Here is a 23,066-nt window from a genome sequence, read left to right on the forward strand (position 1 = left end):
CGCAGTACGCGACTCACTGGCATACCACTATCCACTGGTATCTCGGTTAAGACAGTTCCAGTAATACTGACTGTCACGCAATGCGATCTAATTCATGGGTGGAATTCGGTGGACACCAGTCGCAGCCTGACTGGGACTCGAGGGGGCCCGTTTGTCGACCAGGAGCTCTGCGGACGTCGATTGACGGGGCACGCCGAACCAGTGCAGTATCGACCCAGGAGGCACGATGAGGGGCCTTCGGCTTGCCGCGATTCTCGTGGTGGTGGCGGTGGGTGTCTTCGGCGGTGTCAGTGGTGCCGAGTTGACTGCTGATGAGATATCCGAACGAACCGTTCAAGCAACCTCGTCTCTGACGACCTCAAACGCAGCGGACGCAGATTTATCTCTCAATCTACTGGAAAATCCCGCATGCGCGATTGCTGGACAAGAGCAAGGCGAGCCATTGCACTGGACGATCGAACAGGGAGAACTCGAATGTAACGAACCCGAGCCCGATTTTATGCCGGACCCGATTGAAGGGGACTATGTTTTCATCGACTGGGAGGATCTAGAACCCACAACAGACGTTTCTATCGCCACGCAGACTGTTCCGGTAACGGGCGGTTCGGAGTATCAGTTCAGCGTGTGGGTCGGGTCGGACGACGTGACCGACGACTACGCACAGTTCGAGGTGCAGTTTCTCGACGACGGTACGCTCATTGGTGACGGAATGATAGACAGCGGCGAGTTTCAACCCGAAGATCCCTCAGAACCCGACCAGTACGTCGAGACAAGGGTCGCCCCAGAGAACGCTGACGAAGCGATCGTTCGAATTAAACTGGTGAACGGCGGGGACTTCGGTCTCGATAGGCCGCTACTCTGGGCGGACGACGTCCGACTGCAGGAGTTCACCGTTGCACCGACTGCGTTCGATGTCTCCGGTGTCGAGATGGGAACCGGGCAAACGCTCGCTCCCGAGTGGACGTTGTTCGACGACGACTACGCCGAGGACTCGGACGACTTCGGTGACGAGGCAGAGCTCGGAAGCTTCGGTGGTGGCGACATCGGTGGCGACGTGACCGGGAACGACGCTGGAGAGACCGTCTCGATGGCAGGTGGGAGCCTGACCGTCGAAGCTAACGGAGCGATCGAATTCGTCGAGCCCACAGAAGCGGGAACCTATACGTTCAACTACCGGCTCGAAAACGACGCCGGGCACGACGACGCCTCGGTGACGATCGAAGTAGTGCAATACCGCACGATAGCGGGCCTCGTCGAGGACACGACCTTCGAGACCGGCGTCTCCGGCGTCGAGGTCACGGTGGAGAACAGTGAGGGGACGTTCACCAGCGAGACCGCTGAAGACGGTTCCTACAGCGTCGACGTCCCCGAGACGAGTGAGGCGTACATAGTGAGCGCCAACCTCGAGGGATGGGACGAGAACTCCACGACTCTGACCGTCGACGGTGGGGACGCGACCGGCGTCGACCTCGAACTCACCGGTGATGCGCGTGATTCCATTACGCTCAGAGATGGGGTAACGGACGAACCGCTCGAGGGGACGACCGTGAGGATCGAAGAGGACACATTGGGTATTGTCGAGAACGCATTCGTGGCCGATGAGGATGGCAAGATGGAGATTGTGGTTCCGGGTGACCTCTCATACAGCTACACGTTCTCGCAACCGGGATACGAGAAAGTAGATATCCCATTCCGATCGTTTAACCCTGGTGACACATTGTCGGCAAACTATGTGTTAGGAGGCAACGCCGAGATCACCGGCACGGTCACCGACGAGGTAACGGGAGTGGGTATCGAGGAGGCGACCGTCACCGCACAGAACGGAGCGGGAGCCTACACTGCGGAGACGAACGGAGCGGGAGCCTTCACCATCGAGAACGTTCCCGGCGGCCACGACTACGACCTGACATTCGAGGCGGACGGCTACAACGCAAACTCGAGCTTCGCCGTAACTGTCGGTGACGGTGCCACAGCCGAAGTCGACGGGACATTGCTGGCCGAGTCGTTATTCGCCGTTGAGATCACTGAGACGAACTCGCCGGTACCGGTCGGCAGGACGCTCGCGGTGAACGCGACCGTTACGAATCGAGGCGAGAGTGACACACAGACGGTAACGCTCAATGACACCGGTTTCGACGACCAACAGCGGGACGACCGCAAATTGACACTCGAGCCTGGCGAATCCGAGATCGTCACCCTCGAGTGGCAAATCGCCGAGAACTATGTCGGCGAGGGTGCGGTGAGCGTGGCAACTGCAAACGAGAGCGTCGACGCGTCGGTGACGATAGAATCGATGTACGCGGGCGGCAACGGTATCGAAGACGACCCCTATCAGATCGAGACCTGGTATCATCTCCACAACGTGCGTAAGAATCTGGACAGCGAGTTCGTACTGAATAACGACCTCAACGAGAGCACCGACGGCTACGACGAAGTCGCAAGCGAAACAGCCGACAATAGTGCGGGCTTCGATCCGATCGGGACCAACAGCGAACGGTTCGAGGGAACGATCAATGGAAATAGTCACACGGTTTCGAATCTCACAATCAACCGTAGTGAGAAAACCAACGTAGGCTTGTTTGGAGTAACAGACGGAGATTCGATCGTCGAGAACGTTGGACTCGTAGATGTCGACATCCACGGAGACAATCAAGTTGGTGGACTGGTCGGCTTCCTCGGCGCCGGAGCGACAGTCAGTGAGTCGTACGTCAGCGGTACTGTCGACGGAAACAGATTTGTCGGCGGGCTGGTCGGCTACAATTACCGGGGTACAGTCAGCGAGTCGTACGCCATCAGTGCTGTCGAAGGAAATGAAAATGTCGGTGGGCTGGTAGGCGAAAACTTCGAGGGAACAGTCAGCGAGTCATACGCCACCGGCACGGTCGACGGTACGGACTATGTCGGCGGACTCGTCGGCTTCAACGATGGTGATGTCGAAAACGCATACTGGGACAGCGGAACGACAAACCAGGACGAGGCAATCGGTGATGGGGGCGCTGGTGGGACTACTGGCTTTGGCGACACGAGCGACACCGACCCCGCTCCGGAGATGCAGCGATTCGCCCCACTGGTCACCATGGACGCGCTCTCCTTCGAGAGCCCCGAGACGTGGACACTCTCCGGGGGCTACCCGCGACTCGAGTGGGAATCGGTCGATCCGCTGACCGTCGACAGCCTCGAGGCTCACGACACGACAGCAATCGCCGGAACCGAGACACAGATCACCGTCACTGCCAACGAGGGCGGAACGAACACCGGTGCGGGTGTCACGGTTACACTCGGCGACAACGGTAGCCTCGAGGGACCCCCAGCCGGGACCACTTCGGTCACCGATGCGAACGGGAACGCGACGTTCGCGTTCAACGAAACGAGTGCCGACGATTACGACCTCGAGTTTGCCTGGGAGGCCGATCCCGCGCTCACCGATTCTGCAACCGTCACGGTCGAATCGGCCGACGCTGCGTCGATTACTGTCGAGACACAGCCAGCGCAGTCGATCGCGGGCGAGTCCATCGCCGGGCCGCCCGCAGTGACCGCCACCGACGACTTCGGAAACACCGTCGAGGGCGTTACCGTTGCAGCCGAAGCAAAAGACGGAAACGGGGAACTCACTGGTGGTGGGTTGACCGTTGCGACCGATGAGAACGGCATCGCGACGTTCGACGACATAGAAATCGAAGTCGCGGGTGAGGGATATCGACTCGAGTTCTCCATCGATGCCGCCGAGGAGAACGTCGTTACGAACGACGCGATCGAGACAGACACCTTCGACATCGAGACCGCCGACGCGGACTCGCTGTCGATCGTGGACGCACCGGATTCGATCACCGCTGGCGGGTCAGTTACGCTCACGATCCAGGTGGTCGACAGATTCGACAATCCGATAGCAGACCAGACCCTCGCTGATTTCGAGGTCGTTTCCGAGCACGACGGCGAGATGTTCAGCGACGAGTCGCTCACCCCCGACGGCGACGGGAACGCGACGGTGACGATCGCCGCGGACGGAATAACCAGCGCCGCTATCGATCACACGCTGACTGCGACGGCCGCCGACGTCAACGGGGACACCGCAGACATCGACGTCGGTGCAGGCGATGCGGATACACTCGAGATTCTCGACACGCCCGATACGATGACTGCAGGCGACTCGGTCGACCTGGTGATCGACGTGACCGACCAGTACGAAAATCCGGCGTCAGGACAGCAACTCAGCGGCGTCACCGTGGCTTCCGAGCACGATGACGAGGTGTTCAGTGTCGTCTCGCTTGCACTCGACGACAGCGGGCAGGCACCCCTCTCTATCGCCGAGGGAGGAGTGACGACAGCCGATGGAAAACACACGCTGACGGTCTCCACTGATAGCGGAATAACCGATAGCGTCGACCTCGAGGTCCTCCCGACGGACACCGTGGCAGTCGAACTCTATCCGGCAGACGGGCAGACGGTCACAGCCGGCGGAACGGTCGAATTCGACGCGAGCGCGTTCGACGCGTACGACAACCTCGTCGAGGACGATACGACGGCCTTCACGTGGCGGAACGCCACCAACGGTGCGGTCGACGAGACGGTGGCCGGCAGCTACAAGGTGACCGCCACACTGGAGGGTGTGAGTTCGGAGACAGTTACTGTCATGGTCGAGCCCGCTACCGTCGATTCGATCCAACTCGAGCCCGCCGAGACCCAAACGATCGAGGCGGGCGAGACGGTCGAATTCTCGGCCACTGCCTACGACGAGTTCGATAACCTCGTCGAAGACGACGACACCGCATTCGGATGGGAAAACGCTGCCGACGGTACCTTCGATGAAACGGCCGCGGATAACTACAACGTGACCGCCACACTCGACGACGTTGTTTCCGAGCCCGTGACCGTCACTGTCGAAGCAGCAGTCGTCGATACTGTCGAGATCGACGCTGCGGACGACCAGACGATCACTGCTGGCAATGAACTCGATTTCTCGGCGACCGCGCTCGACGCCTATGACAACCTGGTCACGGACGAGAACGCCGAGTTTACCTGGCAGAACGCCACTGCTGGTGCGTTCGAGGAAACGACCGCTGGGTCGTACGACGTGACTGCGATGCTCGAGGACGTGTCGTCCGAGGTGATGACGGTCACCGTCGACCCGGCGGCAGTTGAGACGGTCGAAATCACTCCCGACGCTGAACAGCCGATCGAAGCGGGCGAAGAGGTTGCGTTCGACGCGACGGCCTTCGACGCCTACGACAATATCGTCGAGAATTCGAACGCCGAATTCACGTGGACGAACGCCACTGACGGGACGTTCGAACAGACCATCGCGGGAACCTACAGTGTGACCGGGACGATCGACGACGTGACGTCTGAGGCGACGACGGTTACCGTCGAACCCGCGGCCGTCGAGACGGTCGAACTCGACCCGGGAGCCGACCAGACAGTCACAGCCGAAGAAACGATCGAATTCAACGCGAGCGCGTACGACGCTTACAATAACCTCGTCGAAGATTCGAACGCTGCATTCACGTGGACGAACGCGACTATCGCTGGCGTGTTCGAGAACACGACGCCGGGGACGTACGCGGTGACAGCAACCGTCGACAGCGTGACGTCGCCGCAGACGAACGTGACCGTGCAGGCGCCGTCGAATTTCAGCATCTCCATCGACGGTTACCCTACTGGCGTGGTCGAAGGCGACTCCGTAAACGTCGAGGTGATGATCACCAACGTCGGCGACCTCGAGGGAACCCAGAACGTGAGGCTGTCCGACTTCGACGGTAACGAGGTCGATAGCCAATCGGTTACGCTGACTGCTGGCGAAAACAGCTCCGCTACGCTCGTCTGGCAGACCGACTCGAGTGACGTTGGCGCTGGAAAACTGACGGTCACAACCGACAACGAGAGTGCGGTCACGGAGACGATCGTGGTAGAAGCGGAACCTCCCCGGCGCTCCGCGTCGTTCGACGCGACAATTGACGCAGTTACCGACACCGTGACTGAGGGCGAGCCGATCACGGTAAACGCAACAATCAAAAACAGTGGTGAACGCTGGGGCACACAACAGGTTACGCTGTCCAACTTTGCGGATGAAGTGGTCGATACGACCGAGATCTCACTCAGTCGTGGCGAAGAGACGTCGATCTCGCTGAGCTGGGATACGACCATCGGAGACGCCGGTGAGGGCTCGCTGATCGTCAGGTCGGAAGACGAGACGGCGACGACTCACACGGTGGTACTCGAGAAATCCAATCCTGCGATTTTCGAACTTACCGATCCCGAGGTCCCACCTGCCGTCGAAGTCGGCGAGACCTTCGACGTGAGCGTCGTCGTCACGAACACCGGTGACCGCGTTGGAGAGCAACGGCTAGTTGTGTCGGTCGATGAGGTCGACCTCGAGGAAACCACGTTACTCACGCTCGAGGGGAATGAATCGGTGCGGATGGCGCTCGAAAACGTTTCGGTGGATACTGCCGGCGTCTATACGGTGGAACTCTCCTCGGATGATGACAGTCTCTCTGGTTCGGTAACGGTTAGGGAAGGCGAGGCTGACGCGGATGACGACAGTGGCGATGAGGATGGGGTTGCTGGTGAGGACGAAACGAGCGATGTGGGTGGGGCTGATAGCGAGGATAAACCGGGCGACGCCGACGCCGGCGTTGCGGACGAAACTGGGAACGAGGATGGTGAGTCGGCTGCTTCCGATGGGCTGGCAGGTTTCGGGGTCGTTCTCACCCTGTTCGTGTTGCTCGTCGCGGCACTCGTTTCCGATCGCTGGCGGAGTCGTAACGTCTAACGTAGCTGCCATATTTTCGACTATCGGTTCGTATTCGCTGTCACGGTTGGTTCCCTACTGAGGGGGTGATACTGTAGGGCCTCATTTTGTGGATCCGATGGGATTTGAAGGTGTTCTGACACGCTCGAGTGCGGCCTGTCCCACGACGTGAAACAGTGTTTCAACCCGTAACATGAGGTGACTTTCACGCTATTTGAAAGAAGATGAAGAACATGGAATCCGGGCAACGTCCTGGAACTGATGTACGTTCGACGGGATATCGTCGATTACTGGTACTGTGTGCGGTGTTTCTTGCAATCGTGATCGTTGGTGGCGGCGTGACTGCCGCCGTGGGGGTCTCGGGTTCGACATCGGACGCGGTCACAACTACTGCGGTCGATTCGACATCGGCCGGCGAGGAAGTGTGGGGTGAAGCGCTTGGAGAGGGCACCGACGCAACTGAAGCGACGGTTGTCGACGGTGTCGTCTACGTCGGCACCGACGACGGTGAGGTTCTGGCGCTCGATGCGGATACGGGCGAGGAATTGTGGACGAAAGAACTCGGTGCAGCAGTTCAGACGGCTCCATCGGTCGTCGACGGCGAGGTGTACGTCGGTACGGCATCGTTCAACGAAGATAATCATCTGTACGCGCTCGATGCCGCGAACGGGGATGAACGCTGGAGCGAGCCGACGGGTGACACGGTCAGGTCCTCCCCTGTCGTTTACGACGATCGCGTTTACGTGGGGACCGGGACCGACACGATCACGGCCTATCACCAGGAAAACGGCACTGAAGACTGGAGCGTCGACGACGGGCCTAGCTGGGCAACTGATGTATCTCCAGTTACGGCTGACGGGTCCGTATTCGTTCCAATCGAGAGTGGCGATCTGCTGGCGCTCGACGCCGAAACAGGCGATGAGCTGTGGGAGAAAGCGCTCGATACGCGAGTCAGATCGACGCCAACCTACGTAGACGGCACCGTTTATGTCACCTCGAGTTCTCTGGAGAGTTCCGGCTGTATGGGGGCCTGTTACCCTCGCGAATTACCGACTTATACACACACGCTGCACGCGCTCGATGCCAGCGATGGGACCGAAGAGTGGACGTTTAGCGACGGAGTTGAGACCACAACCGGCGTGACCAGCCCGACCGTCGTCGGTGGGTCGACGGATGTGGTCTATTTCGCTTCGGCGAGACAGACGGCGTACGCAGTCGACGCCTCTGATGGTACCCTCGACCAGGAGTACGAAGTCGACGAGGGACTTCTCACGGGGACACCCACCGTTGCGGACGAAACCGTATTTCTCACGACCACTCGCGGGTTCAATGACGCAGCCGGCATCTACGCGTTCGATACGGACACCGGCGACGAGCAGTGGTTTTTCGGTGACGAAAGCGTTCTCGCTTCCCCGATCGTTTCTGACGGATCAGTGTTCGTTCCGACTCGAGCGGGCGTCAGTGATTTGACCACCTACCGCGCCATCGACGCGGGCGTGGGCGTCTCGAGTCAGGACACGCAGGCAGTTCAGGGAACGAACGGGCACACCGACGCCTGGACGGGTACCGAACCCGACGAACCGATCGTCGTTGTCGAGGCCGAGTTGCGAGAGGAAGCTATCGTCGAAGATTTTGGTGACCCAGACCCCGATACCTTCAGCGTCGACGTCACGCTCAGAAACACAGGCAGCGAGACGGTCACCCACGCGGCGACACTCGAGGTCGACGGCGAGGAAACCGATGTCCTCGAGACACCGGTCGAGGTCCCCGCCTATGGTGAACGCGACGTGACGCTGGAATCGGCAATCGAGGAGCCCGGCGAGTACGACGTGAGCGTCGACGGGGAGTTCGTCGACTCGCTGTTGGTGCTTCCACAGGTCGATACGGTGTACATGGCCGATGCCGAGTTCGAGTCCGATCCGGTTCTGGCCGGCGAGGAGGTCGTCGTCGAAGCGACGTTCGAGAACCTCGGCGGATCTGGCGGAGACTACGACGTGTCGATGCTGGTCGACGGGGTCGAACACGACACGAAGACGTTCGACATCGACGGCAACGGGGTGGCGTCGGTTACCTTCGAGACGAGCATCGATGAGGCGGGCACGTACGACGTCACGATCGACGGCGAAGACGGGAGCGTCGGCGTCGACAACCGCTCTGTGGGCACGATCGACGTACGCGAGGAAGCGACGTTCATCACCGACGGTGAACTTACCCAGAACCGCATTCTCGTGGACGAAAGCCTCCCATTCGACGTGACAGTTCGAAACATCGGGGACGAGGAAGACACTCACCAGACGACGGTGCAGTTCATCCCGGTCCTGGGAGAGGACCTGGAGCCCACTACTGTCGGAACCAGCACGATTCCGGCGAACGGGGAACTCGAGGATTCACTGGCCGTGCCGCCCAACGAAGTTGACGAAGTTGGGATCTACACAGTCACCCTCAGTGAAGAGACTGCAGAGGGGGACGAGGAACTACTCGACATCGGGACGGTCCAGGTGCTCGGAGATCCACTCCAGTTCAGGGACGCACGGCTGGTCAACGAGTCAGTCAACCCTGGCGAGTCGATCGAACTCGAACTCATTTACGAGAACGTCAAGAGCGAAGCGGTGAGCCAGGACGTAACGGTCGACAGAGATGGCGATGAGGTTGTCGAGACGATCGAACTCGAGGCCTACGAGACCGAGACCATCCGAATCGAGATCGATGGCTTCGACGAGTGGGGGGTGTACGATCTCACCGTTTCCGACGAGAAAACCGATGTAGACGGCCACACCGAAACGGTATTCGTCGGCGAATCCGACTACTTCGTCCCCGAAAACGGCACGATCCAGGAAGCTGTCAACGCCGCCAGCCCGGGTGACGTGATCGCGGTCGCGGGCGGCACCTACGCCGAGTCAGTGGTTATCGACAAGGAAGGACTCGAGATCGTCGGGTTCGACGGTGAGAGGCCCGTTCTCGACGGGGAGGACGGGTCGCTGGCGACTGCATTCGACGTCCAGGCCGATGGCGTCACCATCGACGGCTTCGAGATCCGGAACTACACAGCGGATGGTAACTCAGATGGCGCGGGTGTACACGTCGAGGGACACACTGGCGTCGAATTCGTCAACGGCTCGGTTACTGGCAGTGAGGGGAACGCGTTCTACCTCTGGGATGCTGATGGGCTACGCATTGAGAACACTACTATCTCGAATACAACTCCTGGATCCACTACAACACAAAACTTCGGCGCCAGAATTGATTCGAGCGACGATGTCGAAATCGTCGACAGTACATTCACACAGAACAACGTCTCAGCGATCGGTCATCCGAGCCAAAGTAGTACTGGTGGCGTACTGATCAGCGGAAACACGATTTCCGACAACACCGTCGTCGACATCCCTTCCGGAACGATCTCCAACGACGTGATTGCGCTCAGTTCGAGTGGCCACTCGATCCTGGACAACGACTTCACCTCGAACGACGGAGCAATTTCCACATCGGGTGACTCCTCCTTCGTGAACAACACCATGACCGACAACAGCGGTGGTATCGTCACCTGGTCGGGCGCACTCGTCGAGGACAACGTCATCACGGGCGGCACTGCCCCGATATCGACGAACGACGAGAGCACTATCCGCAACAACACAGTCACTGACGTCGACGTGATGTGGGCGATTACGACGGGTGGCGACTCCGTCGTCGAGGACAACACTGTTAGCGGTGTGACCGGCGTTGGAATCGATGTCTCGGATAACTCGTACGTTCTTCAGGAAACGACCGTCAGGAACAACTCCGTCTCCAGCGACGGGGCGAACCTGGTGATCGAGAACGCGATCGATATGACGATCACCGAGAACACGTTCGACAACGGCCTCGTGTTCGAGGACATTGATGTGGCCGCAATCGACTTTCTGCCCGATTTCCCACACGACATCACCGACAACACCGTCGGTGGTGATCCGCTCGTCTACGGTCAGGACGAAACCGCGCCGCAGATCCCCGACGACGCCGGACAGATCGTCCTGCTCAACGCCACGGACGCGGACATCTCCGGCCACGAGTTCGACGACGTGGTCGCGCCGATCCAGAGCATCGGGGGGACTGGCCTCTCGGTGACTGACGTCACGATTTCGGGTGGTCCGGACGTTCGATCGACCGACACCGACGAGTGGGGTGCAATCGCCCTCTGGAACGAGACCGATGCCACCGTAACGAACTCCGACATCTCATCGGTGGGGGCATCGGGGATCTTGCTGAACGACGCACCTAACGCCGAGATTGGCGAGAACTCCATCACCGACGCGGACGGAACCGGTGTTGGAGTACACTTCAGCGACGAAACGCACGTGCACGGGAACGACCTCACGAACGTGAACGTTGGTGTCGACGTTTTCCATAGCGACCGATCCGACATCGAGGCGAATTCGATCGAATCGGTGGATGGCACCGCCGTTCGACTTCGAGCGTCGATCGACGTGACCGTCGATGACAACACCATTATCGACGCTTCAACCGTCGGTATCCGCGGCTCGAGTCCCCACGATGTCGACGGACTCGTGGTGTCGAACAACGATATCACCGACGGCGATGGCGACGGGATCTGGATCGAGGAGAGTACGGCGCTCGAGGTTCACAACAACTCCGTCACGACCAACGACCGCGGAATCGTCCTCGAGTGGGGTTCGAACATGGACGATGACGGCGTCGTCGTCTCCGAGAACGCCCTCGATCAGAACGGTGACGTCGGTATCGAACTCGGTGCAGGCACTGGTGATCTCGTAAACGTCAGCGTCACCAACAACACGATCGAACACACGCAAGGAATCGGTTTCCTGGTCGGGAGTACTGCTACCGACGTGGAGGTATCGCTCAACGAGTTCGTCCGGAACGACGATGGGGCGAAATACGAGTCCCAGTCCGGTCAACTGGACCTGACCGACAACGGGTGGGGCGATGCAACCGGGCCGAGCGGCGGCCTCGAGGATCCGCATACAGGAGCCGTTGCTGACGGCGACGGCGATTCGATCGCGCCCTGGGTCCTCAGCGGTGACCCGGTCGAAAACGTTCGATTCGATCCGTTCCTCGGGGAACCGCCAGCGGAGCCCGTCGAGGAACCCGGCACCATCGCGGGGATGGTAACTGATGCGGATGACGGAGCCCCGATCGACGGGGCCGATGTCGCGGTAGTCGACGGGAGCGATGTCGTTGCCGAGACGACCACCGACGGGGACGGAACCTACGAACTCACCGTCGATCCGGGAACGTACGACCTCGCGGTCGACGCCGACGAGTACGAGCCACTCACGGTGAGCAACCTAGTTGTGAACGAAGACGAGGAAACCACCCAGAACGTCGACCTCGAGGCGGCAGCAACCACCGGCACGCTCACTGGTGAGGTGACGAACGCGTCCGATGGCGAGGCGGTGGCCGCGACGGTCGTTCTCGTCGACGTTGATGGGCTGCTCGGCCCTGCGGGCGAAGAGTACCCAACGATGACCGACGAAACCACGGGCGTCTACGAACATCCACTGCTCGAGCCGGGGACGTACGAGGTCCGGTTCGAAGCGCCTGGATTCGAGAACACGACTGTTGACGATTTGACTATCGACACCGGCGAACAGACGCTCGACACGGTGCTCGAGCCAATTGAAGGGGGCGATGACGACAGTGATGACGAGGACAGCGACGACGAGGACGAAGACGATAGCGACGACGGTGAAGGTGGTTCTCCGCCGCCAACGATGCCGGCACCCGCTCCGGACCCCGCTTCGTTCTCCATTGAATCCTTCGACGTTCCGACGACGATTGACGAAACCGAACCTGTTACCGCCACGGTAACCATCGAAAACGTCGGGGAGGAATCCGGAACGGCCATTGTCGAGTTGCTGATCGACGGCGTCGTGTACGAAACTTCTTCGGTGGACCTCGAGGCCGGGGAATCGACCCAACTGAGCTACGAAATCGATGCCGACGAATTCGAAGATGGGAGCCACGAGATCCAGCTAGACGTTGATGGAACCCTCGAGTCGGCGGTCATCGACGTGAGTGCTGTCGCGGACGAGGAAGATAACGACGAGTCGGACGTAGATGAGACGGACGATGCCGACGACACTACCGATGTGGGAGATGACGACGATGGAGCGGACGATGACGGAACGCAGGCCGGCTCCGGAGACGAGGCCGACGATGAGGACGGGACGCAAACTGCAACCGAAGACGAACCTGACGATGATGGCATAGAAACCGGTGATGAAGACGATGCGTCGCTCGACACCGACGACGATATGGCTGACGATAGCACGCCCGGTTTCGGCCATCTGGCTGCCCTCTTCGTCTTGTTAGCTGTTGCGGTGGCTTTGGGTCGGCGTCCTTGAACCACGTTGGGTGCTTCCGGGAGTAGCTTGCAAGCGATTTTATCAGCGGTACAGGAGAATACCCCGAGGCTTGACCTCGGGGTGATTCACCGGCTCGAGGCCGATCGTTCGTCCTCAGTACCCTCCCAAACGTCGACCGGTGAGTGAAATCACGCAATGCGGTTCGATTTCACTCACAACTGCAGGTTTGGAATACCACTCAGTGCAATCCACTTCACGCATCACTTCCAGTGTTGGACGACCTCCCAGTCGAAGACGGCCCATCGTGCAGATCCTGCCTGTCGAAGCGTGTACTCGAACGTCGCTGATTCCCCGGCGTCGCTGAGCACCAACCGAACGACGACACGTTCGCTTCCAGATTCGATCGATTCCATCTCGTCGATAGCATACGCATCCAGCGGGAGGGAGGCTTGCGTGAACGACCGTGACGAGTCTACGTGGAGCAAATCGTTGGCCAGTCTGAGATTTCCGTCGTTCAGGGAGGTAACCATCTGACGCAGGACTGTCTCAGGGTCCTCATAGGAGATTCGTTCCTCGGTGCCATCCGCTTCTTGACCCCACCCACTTCGGAGATTCCAGTCGAAGATGTCCCACCGTCCCGTTTCACTCTGCTCGAGCGTGTACTCGAACGTCGCCGATTCCCCGGCGTCGCTGAGCCCCATCCGTACGACGACGCGTTCGCTTCCAGATTCGACCGGTTCTATCTCCTCGATGACGTACACATCCTGCGGAAGTGAATCCTGGGTGAACGAACGGGGCGACTCTATATGGAGAAGGTCGTTCGCGAGGCTGATATTTTCGCCGTTCAGATGGTCGATCATCTGACCCAGCACGTCTTCGGGATCGGCGTGGGAATCGCGTTCGTCTTCGCTCCACCCGCGACGAAGGTCCCAGTCTAAGATACCCCACTGTCCCCCATCATCCTGCTGAAGTGTGTACTCGAACGTCGCCGATTCGCCATCGTCACTGAGTACGATCCGTACGATGGCACGCGCGGTTCCGCTTTCGATCGATGCTATCTCATCGATCAGGTACACGTCTATCGGGAGCGCTCCCGCCCCGAATGATCGAGAGGAATCGGGATGGAGGAGGTCGTTGGCGAGAGTGGTGTCTCCGTCGTTCAAATGTGCAACGAGCTGTTGTAGCACCTCCTCTGGGTCGGTGTCGGGCTCGCTCCCGTCTTCGCTACTGGATTCGTCTTGCCACTCGCTTCGAAGCTCCCAATCGAATATTGTCCACTGCGCCCCCTCTTGGCGAAGGGTATATTCGAACGTCGCCGTTTCACCGGCGTCACTGAGCACTAAACGCAGCCGTTTACCCTCGAGTTCGGCTTCGACTGGCTCTATATCCTCGACAACGTACGCATCCACTGGAAGTGCTTCGGGACCGAACGATCGGGGTGACTCTTCGTGAAGGAGGTCGTTAGCGAGGCTAACGTTTGCTTCGTTCAGATGCGCTAACATCTGGTTCAGGACGTCCTCAGGGCCGCTATCGGACCCGACATCCTCGGAATCAGTATCGGAACTCTCTCCGTCTGAATCGCCATCGGAATCGGCCACGTTCAGGTCGGTGTCGTCGTCTGAATTCTCGCTTCTCGAGTTTTCGTGCTCATCTCCATTACTGCTGGAGCACCCCGCTAAAACGGCCGTCCCAGCGGTGGCCGCCGATATAAACGTTCTACGTTTCATAGCTGTGGATTGTTGCTTGGTGTCATGTCTAATCCAATATAAAACTGTATGTCCGTTAAAAATACCCATGGGCTTCCGAACCGTTCGCGTCGCTGAGCGGTTACTCCACAGTAAGTAGGTAACTTACCCTGTAGTTAGCACAGAGTTAAATGAATTTAGCTCAGTTACGAACTCAAGAAGGTATCACTGCTGCACAGGAACCGATACCTGACCGATGCAATCAGAGGGGATATCATGCCAGACAGACACGGACCAATGCGGACGGGGCGATTCAAAGTAGAGATCGACGACATCGAAGTGCCGGGATGGCAATCGGTAGACATTCCGACGCGGTGGACAGAGGAGGGTGAGTATCGGGAGGGTGACGACCCTGACTGGGAGAAGAACATCTGGGGACAGACTCACTTTGCAGACCTGGAGATGGAACGAGGGGTTCAGCCGGGAGATACGCGAATTTTCGATTGGGCCGAAGAAGTACGAATGGGCGACGTCGACGAGGGGCGAAAAGAAGTTGCCGTCGTCATGATGGACGAAGAGGGTGCGCCACAGATTAGGTGGGAGTTCCAGGGCGCCTGGATCAAAGTGTACGATCCCCCGGCACTCGACGCCGCTGCGGATGGTGACGTCGCGACGGAGTCGATTACGGTGGCCTTCGACAAGATGGTGCGAATCGAACAATAGTGGGGTGTGAACGATGGCAAACAATCACGACTACAACACCCCGGAACAGGGCGCCCAGGACTGGCACGTCCCGCTGAACGACAACTTCGACCAGCTTGACGTCGACGTGGAGCTTCGGGACGTTGCCGAGGAGCGGGAGTCATACGAGCCGAAAGACGGGGCGAAGTTCCTCGAAACGGACACCGGGATCGTATACGAGGGTGACGGCAGTTCCTGGAATCCCATCCTCGCGATGGGAACTTTCGACGAGGACGGAACCCTACAGCTAGATGGGTTCGAGGGAGCCGTCAACATCACTTCGGTCACTTTCGACACTGACGACATGACGCGGTCGGTGGGCAACGGTGCACGTGCGATCCATCACGGTGCAGTCGTCTTCGCCGATTCCACGAACACCAAGTTCCTGTCGAAAGGTCCCGACGAAGTTCGCTCGCAGATGCCGATCTACGCACCGGCGTTCAACACGACGAGCGCTCGAGCGGCCAAAACGGCGATCGAACCGGTCGATCCGGAATCCGCTCTCGCGGGCGTCGAGTCCCTCGAGATCAACTCCTGGACGTTCAAAAACGCCGATACGGGTCGACATATCGGTCCGATGGCCGAGGACTTCCAGGAATCCTTCGATCTGGACGGTGACGACGGTTCGATTGCGACAGTGGACGCCGACGGCGTGGCGTTCGCGGCGATTCAGGGACTGGCGGCGAGAGTCGAGGACCACCGTGACCAGCAGGCAGCAGAGGAGGACCGTATCGAGGCGCTCGAAGCCGAGAACCAGACGTTGCGAGACCGATTGACGTCGCTCGAGGAGCGACTCGCTAGTCTGGAAGGACGCCACAAACCTTCGACGAAGGCCGATGACTAAATCAGACAGCGATAAGCCAACCTATCAGGATACAGACTCGGCGACGGAACCGAGTGCGAGTCGGTTGGCTGCCTCGAGGCGGACGTTTCTCGGTCTGGTTGGGATTGCAAGCGGCGCCGGTACGGTCAGTGCGAGCGACGAGGAGCTACCGGGCTACGGCGAGGGTGGGTTCGGCGTCGGCGGTTTTGGCGAGGGTGGCACAGGAGTCGCGGCCGGTCGTACTGTCGACTACTACGCAGATGATAGTGGTACGGTCACCGGAGTTAGCGCGTCGAGCGCGCTCGAGGACTGGCAGGCAGGAAAGATCGACACGCCGCTATTGCTCGACGTGATCAACGCATGGCAAAGTGGGGAGCAGGTGGAGTGAACCAGAATGACGGCACAATCACAGCGGGAGCGGTACGACAGGGTCCGAACTGGGTATGGCTGTGCTCGAACGCGTGCACTCGCTGGTGATCGTCCATGACGGGACGCTCGAGCGTATCCACACTCGAGGAGGACAGTGACGATATCGATGAACGGCCGTCATCGAATTTGATACAATCTGCACAACAGTCGGTTCACGCACGGCGCTGGCTTGTAGCCGCAGTCGTACTTTCACTCGTGCTCCTCTCGAGCATTGCCGTAGTGGGCGCGACCGACCATACCTATGAAATCGAACTCTCGGATGACGATCCGGGGGCCGCGGACGTCGAACACACCTGGACCGTCCAGTTCGACGGCTTCGAGCGTGAGTCCGTCGACCGAATCGAACTCGACTACAGTGCCTCAGACGTCGGAATCGAGCCGGATCCAGGGATGGAAGCGTTCGACGTTGCGGTCGACGGTGAGTCCGTAGCAATCGAGGATGTCGCCCTCGAGGATGATCTGCTGACAATTCACCTCGACGAAGCGACGGTCAGTGCCGATGCCGAACTCGAGGTTGCTTCGGCTCCGATTTTCACGAACCCTGACGAGATTGGCTACTACGAGGCGTCCATTCAGGTCTTCGCTGACGAGGTCGAAACCACTCCTGGAATCGTAGAGTTTCCGATCGGTGAGGGCTTTGTCGGTACGGTCACCGACGTCAACGGTGTCCCCCTCAAAGACGTGACGGTGACCGTCGAATCGGATGGAGTCTCGACGACGACCGACACGAACGGTAACTACGCCCTCGAACACGATGGGTATCGAGAAACGCTCGTGTTCGAGCGTAATGGCTACGGAACCGCAACGACGACAGAATTTCTGCGAGGGATTAGTGAGGTAGACGACGTTCTCCTCCACGGACAAATCGAACTCACCAGCGTCGACCTCTCCGACAACACGTCGAAAGCGACGGACGTCGAGTACGCGATTGATTTCGGCGTCGAAGCGCCAATGGCTGGCCTCGAGTCGATTACCGTCGACTTCTCCGACGCAAATACGGACGGGTTGTCGACCGAGAACGTCACCGACGAGCACGTCGGGGTCTCGATCGATGGCCAGGCGGTGGGCGCGACGCTCCACACCGAGCAGGGAGACACGACGCTGGGGATCGAACTCGACGAACCGCGAGATGTACCGGTCGGGGGTACCCACCAGATCACCATCGGGGCGGTGGACAATCCGGAGCATACCGATGGTCCGTTCGGCAGTCCGTACGAGCTCATCGTGGGGCTGAACGACGAGCCGTCGACGGATCTCGAGACGGCACTGACTCACACCACCTTCGAATACGACATCTCCCGGATGCACGCCGAGCACGAAGCCTGGTGGTACCTGGCACTGGACGGGAGCCCCTCAGAGGTCGTTCACGACGGCGACACCGTGTATTTCACCGCGATTGAGCACGTTCACGCAGTCAACGTCTCGACGGGCGAAGCCGAGTGGGTGACCGAAAATCCGGCGATTGGAGAATTCAGTCCGGGTCTGACCGTCGCGGGAGGCATGGTGTACGTTCCAGACGACGCAGGAAACGTCACTGCACTCGACGCCACCGATGGCGAACCAGTGTGGACGTTCGAAACTGAGGGCCGCATTCGCTCACATCCTGCGGTCGACGACGAAACCATCTACTTCGGTGGTTGGGACACGGCCGTCTACGCCGTCGATCGAGACACCGGTGAGGAAACGTGGTCGTTCGACGGAGCGTCGGACGAAATACGCACCGTCGTGATCGACGACGGGACGGTGTATGCGGGCAGCGCAGACGATCACCTCTACGCAATCGACGCCGACGACGGTAGCGAGGAGTGGGCATTCGAGGCCGATGGGAGTGTTACATCGAACATAGGCGTCGTCGACGGATCCCTCTACACCACCGGTGACCAGACGGTGTATGCGATCGACACGGAAACCGAGTCGCCGCGCTGGTCGACTTCCATGAGCGAGAGCGTCTACGGAGCGACGGTCGGTGACGATCTGGTCTACGTGGTTAGCGGTGACGCCCTCGTCGCGCTCACGCTGGCGGATGGCGACGTGGCGTGGTCCGCCGAATTCGACGGTCCATCTATCCCTGCGGTCGCCGACTCGTCGGTCTTCGTCGGTGACACCAACGGATTCGTCTTCAAACTCGACGCCGCGTCCGGGGAACGCCAGGACGTATTCGGGGTGCTGGGCCGGACGAATGCGCTGACCGTTGCCGAGGGCATGGTTTACATCAGCACGCGCGCGGGTAGTGTGCATTCTTTCGACGCCAGACTCCCAGCCGAACCCACCGGGACGGTCAGCATCGACGGGCCGATCACCACCGATCAGGAACTGATCGCTGTCGACGTCACGTTCGACGCGACGGAAAGTGCGTCCGCGCATCTCGTCGTCGAAAACGAAGCCACCGGCGAGACGTACAGTACCGTCCTCACGCAATCGGGAACCGAATCCATCGAGACGGACGCTTTCGGGGGGATTAGTGAGGGAGACACGATCCGGGTGGATCTGTACGAAACGGCCGATCGAGAAATGCTGCTGGACGACGATGCGGTCCACATCGATCCGTCCGCGATAGCACTCGCCGACTTCGAGATCGCGGCCGTCGAGGACCCGATCAAACAGGGCGAGCCACTCGACGTGACGGTCACCGATGCTGTCGATCACGATGGCGAACCGTTCACTGGCACCGTCGACCTGCAGTTCGAACAACCCGACGGTGACAATCAGTTATATCCCATCTCGTTCAAGGATGGCGAGGCGACTCAGGCCGTCCCGATCGAGACCGACGTCGAAGTCGGCGAATATTCTGATCTGGAGGTCTGGGCACAGGCAAACGACTCGGTTAACACGACTTACGACGTTAAAATCGTCGAGGAACTGGCTTCGGTGCTAAAGATTGATGACTTCGCAAACGAGTTCCCAGACGGCGAAGCAGGCGACGACTACGGCACCGTCAACATAACTGTCAGTGAAACGGCTGACGTTCAGACCGAGAACCTGACCGTCACCCTCCAGGTGTGGTACCAGGAATCCATCGAAGTGTACAGCGAAACGATCGACGAGGTCGAACTCGATAACGACACTGCACAGTTCGAGTTCGATGTCGGTACGTTCGAGCAGGCAGGCCCCTACATGGTCGTGGCGACTGCCGATGCGGACAATGGAGATGCGGAAATGGAAACCGGTGGCTTCTGGTTGTCCCCATCGGCCGACGAACCAACCGGGACGATCGAACTCACAAAGCCGGTCTCAGCGGATGATGAGGCGGTCGAAGTCACGTACAGCTTCGAAAACACAACTGGCGGTGAGGCGCTGATCGGCGTTGGTCACGCTGATGGCGATGTCGATGATGGCATTCTCTTCGAGACCGTCGAAACCGACGGCACCCTCGTGGCCGACGTTGGGGATATCGGCGGCATCAACGCTGGTGACGAACTCCGTGCAGCGATCTACGACTCGGATGATGGAAGCGATATCTCGCCTGATCGGCTCGAAGATGCACCGACGGTAGGTGAGTTACTCGATCAGGATTCGGTGATCGTGCAGGGTGATTTCGAGGCCGAACCGATCGATGAGTGTACTGTCATCTATTCATCGGGCGTTTACGAACTGACCGGAAACGTATCGACCGATCAGGTTGGAGACGGCGAAACCTGTATCGACATTCGGGCCGACGACGTCACGTTCGACGGCAACGGGCACGCCGTCGTCGCCGGTGCGCCCGTCGAGTGGCGAGGATCGAACTACGGCATTGTCGTCTCCGGAGACGATGTGACAGTTCGCAACGTCACCACGACCGGTTGGGACGAACTGGGTACCGGTCTGATGATCGAGGATGCGGCCGACGTCAGAGTAATCGACGTCACCGCGTCGAACAACACGTTCGGTATCCGAACGAACGGTGTTGAAGGGTTCGTGATCGAATCGGCTCGAGTCGAGAAAAACGAACGACCTGGCGTCCAACTATTCGACTCAAACGACGGAATGCTCCGGAACGTGACTGCCGAGGCGAACGCTGAATCCGACGGCTGGGCCGGTGTGTACGTTCGCGGTGCGTCGACGGCGATCGAACTGGAGAACGTCTCCGTCTCGAGTACGCTCAACGACGGTCACGGGATCAGAATCACGGACGATTCCACTAACGTGACTATTTCGAACTCGACGATCGAGGAAAACGACGGTAGCGGGCTGTTGATCCAGTCGAGTGCGGTCGACGTCGTCGACACGGTAGCACGAAACAATCACGTTGACGTCACCGTCGAAGCGGACGACGTGTCCCTCGACTCGCTCAATATCGGTCCGTCGATAGCGCCCGATACGATAGTTTCTTTCGAGGGGTCACACCTCGAAGTGAGCGGAATTTCGTCGCCGCCGCCAACCCCGGATGACGCTTCCATTGGGCGGTTTGTCGAGATTGTCTCGATCGATGATGGACCGTTCAACGGGACGATTCAGTATGAATCGTCTGACCTCGAAGACCTCGACGATGAGGGCCTTCACGTCTTGCGATTCGATGACGGTGAGTGGACGACTGTCGCATCATCAAGCGTCGACGGTGACGCTAACATTGTCCGATTTGAAACGACGAATCCCGGCGTGTTCGGCATCTTCGCAACCGAAGACTCGGACCCAGATCCAGAACCCGATCCTGACCCCGAGCCCGATCCTGATCCAGAACCCGAACCAGAGCCCGAACCTGATCCAGAACCCGAGCCGGACCCCGAGCCTGAACCGGATATCGAGACGATCGATGTGACGCTCGAGAAGACGACCGTTGACGTCAACGAGACCGTCGAAGTCGTGGCAACCGTCGAGAATACGGGGAACGCTTCGGGCGAGCACACCGTCACGTTCGAGATAGATGGCGTGTCCGAAGCGGATCGAACTCTCGTGCTCGAGGCGAACGAAACCGAGGCGGTGGCCTTCTCCCCGGCGTTCAGCGAGCCAGGCGAGTACTCCGTGGCAGTCGACGGCATTACTGCGGGGGTCGTCACTGTCCAAGCCGAACTCGAGCCAACGCCCGAATCCAAAGGGGTGCGTTCGATCGATGAACAGACCGTTGCGCCCGGCGAAACGGTCACCATATCGGTCGACGTCACGGCCGACGACCAGGCAACGTTCACGGTCGTCGAATCGTTCGACGCCTTTGCTGAGGTCGAGATCGTCGACGACGATGGGGCTGACCTCGCTGGGGTTACGGATGCGAATGACGAACTCGTCGCCACCTACAGCGACCGTGAACAAGTTACGCTCGTCTATGAGGCGACGCTGCCCGATGCCGGGGACGGAACGTTTGCGTTCGATGGGTTCATCGATCAAGACGGGACACACCGAACGACGACGGGCCCGGATGCGATCGACAGCAGCGCCGATATCGAAATCGACTCCGTACGTTCGATTGACCAACAGGTCATCAGCCATGGTGAAACCCTCATTATTTCGATTGACGTCACAGCCGAGGATCAGGCAACGTTCACGGTCGTCGAGTCGTTCGACGCGTTCACCGACGTGGAGATCGTCGACGACGACGGGGCTAACGTCGCTGGGGTTACGGATGCGGACGACGAACTCGTCGCCACCTACAGCGATCGGGAGCACGTTACGCTCGTCTTCGAAGCGACCGTCCGCGGTGATATCGAGGACGGAACCACGATCGCACACAAAGGGTTCGTCGATGTCGATGGAGTCCAGACGGCCACAACTGGTGACGCCACAGCGACGGTTGTAGAGCTTCCCGCTGACGTGGACGTTCTCAACGCCGAGCAGGTAAACATCGTCACTGATTCGGACGGCAACTCGCAGGCGACGTTCAGCAACGAGGCACCAGTCGATTCGATATCGTTCGCGGAATCGACTGAGGGATATGCGACGGTAATTGAACTCACCAACGAGCCCGAACTCACTGGCCAGTCACCCGACACGACGGTCGCTGCAACCCGGATCACCGTCCCCGACGAAGCGGCGAACAACAACGCGACGCTCACCATGCGGGTATCCATGGACCGAATCGAAGAACGTGACGTCGACGCCGAAACGCTTCGCGTCGATCACTTCGTCGACGGCGAGTGGCAGCCTCTCGAAACCGAAATCGTCGACCGAGACGACGAGTTCGTCGTCATCGAAGCCGAAACACCTGGTTTCTCCTACTTCACCGTCAGCGGGTTGGACAGCGACTCCGCTGGAGGACCAGGTTCGTGGACGATGGTACTGGTACTCGTCGGTGTTGCTACACTCGTCGCAATCGGGGCGGGTGTCCTGCGCTCTAGACAGTAGCTGAGAGAGCAACCCAAACCACCAGTACGCCGTCGCTGGTACAGTCGGTATCCCGATCCGTATCG

The 23,066-nt window shown here is 59.4% G+C and carries 7 protein-coding genes; 6 read left to right on the plus strand and 1 reads right to left on the minus strand.

Going from position 1 to position 23,066, the window contains the following annotated elements; genetic code table 11:
* Positions 1–226 precede the first annotated feature (226 nt).
* Positions 227–6,769, plus strand: coding sequence for a carboxypeptidase regulatory-like domain-containing protein (locus NLK60_RS18650; protein ID WP_254811092.1), 6,543 nt, complete (start codon positions 227–229; stop codon positions 6,767–6,769).
* Positions 6,770–6,981: 212 nt separating this feature from the next.
* On the plus strand, positions 6,982–13,107 hold the full coding sequence (locus tag NLK60_RS18655; protein ID WP_254811093.1) for an outer membrane protein assembly factor BamB family protein: 6,126 nt from the start codon (positions 6,982–6,984) through the stop codon (positions 13,105–13,107).
* Positions 13,108–13,328: 221 nt separating this feature from the next.
* Here the strand turns inward: NLK60_RS18655 and NLK60_RS18660 are convergent, their stop codons facing one another.
* The gene (locus tag NLK60_RS18660; protein ID WP_254811094.1) at positions 13,329–14,666 is read right to left on the minus strand and encodes a hypothetical protein; all 1,338 of its coding nucleotides are present in this window, start codon (positions 14,664–14,666) and stop codon (positions 13,329–13,331) included.
* A 363-nt stretch (positions 14,667–15,029) separates the two neighbouring features.
* On the opposite strand from NLK60_RS18660, the gene NLK60_RS18665 reads away from it, so the two are divergent.
* From NLK60_RS18665 to NLK60_RS18680, 4 genes are all read left to right on the plus strand, one after another.
* Positions 15,030–15,476 (plus strand): phage tail protein, encoded by a 447-nt coding sequence (locus tag NLK60_RS18665; RefSeq protein ID WP_254811095.1) that lies wholly within the window; start codon positions 15,030–15,032, stop codon positions 15,474–15,476.
* A gap of 13 nt (positions 15,477–15,489) precedes the next feature.
* Positions 15,490–16,338 (plus strand): tail fiber domain-containing protein, encoded by an 849-nt coding sequence (locus NLK60_RS18670; protein WP_254811096.1) that lies wholly within the window; start codon positions 15,490–15,492, stop codon positions 16,336–16,338.
* Positions 16,331–16,705, plus strand: a complete 375-nt coding sequence (locus NLK60_RS18675; protein WP_254811097.1) for a hypothetical protein — start codon at positions 16,331–16,333, stop codon at positions 16,703–16,705. Before NLK60_RS18670 ends, NLK60_RS18675 begins: the two co-directional genes overlap by 8 nt.
* Before the next feature lie 95 nt (positions 16,706–16,800).
* On the plus strand, positions 16,801–23,001 hold the full coding sequence (locus tag NLK60_RS18680; RefSeq protein WP_254811098.1) for an outer membrane protein assembly factor BamB family protein: 6,201 nt from the start codon (positions 16,801–16,803) through the stop codon (positions 22,999–23,001).
* Positions 23,002–23,066 lie beyond the last annotated feature (65 nt).

It is taken from the genome of Natronosalvus amylolyticus (assembly GCF_024298845.1).
In the GTDB taxonomy this organism is placed as follows: Archaea; Halobacteriota; Halobacteria; order Halobacteriales; family Natrialbaceae; genus Natronosalvus; species Natronosalvus amylolyticus.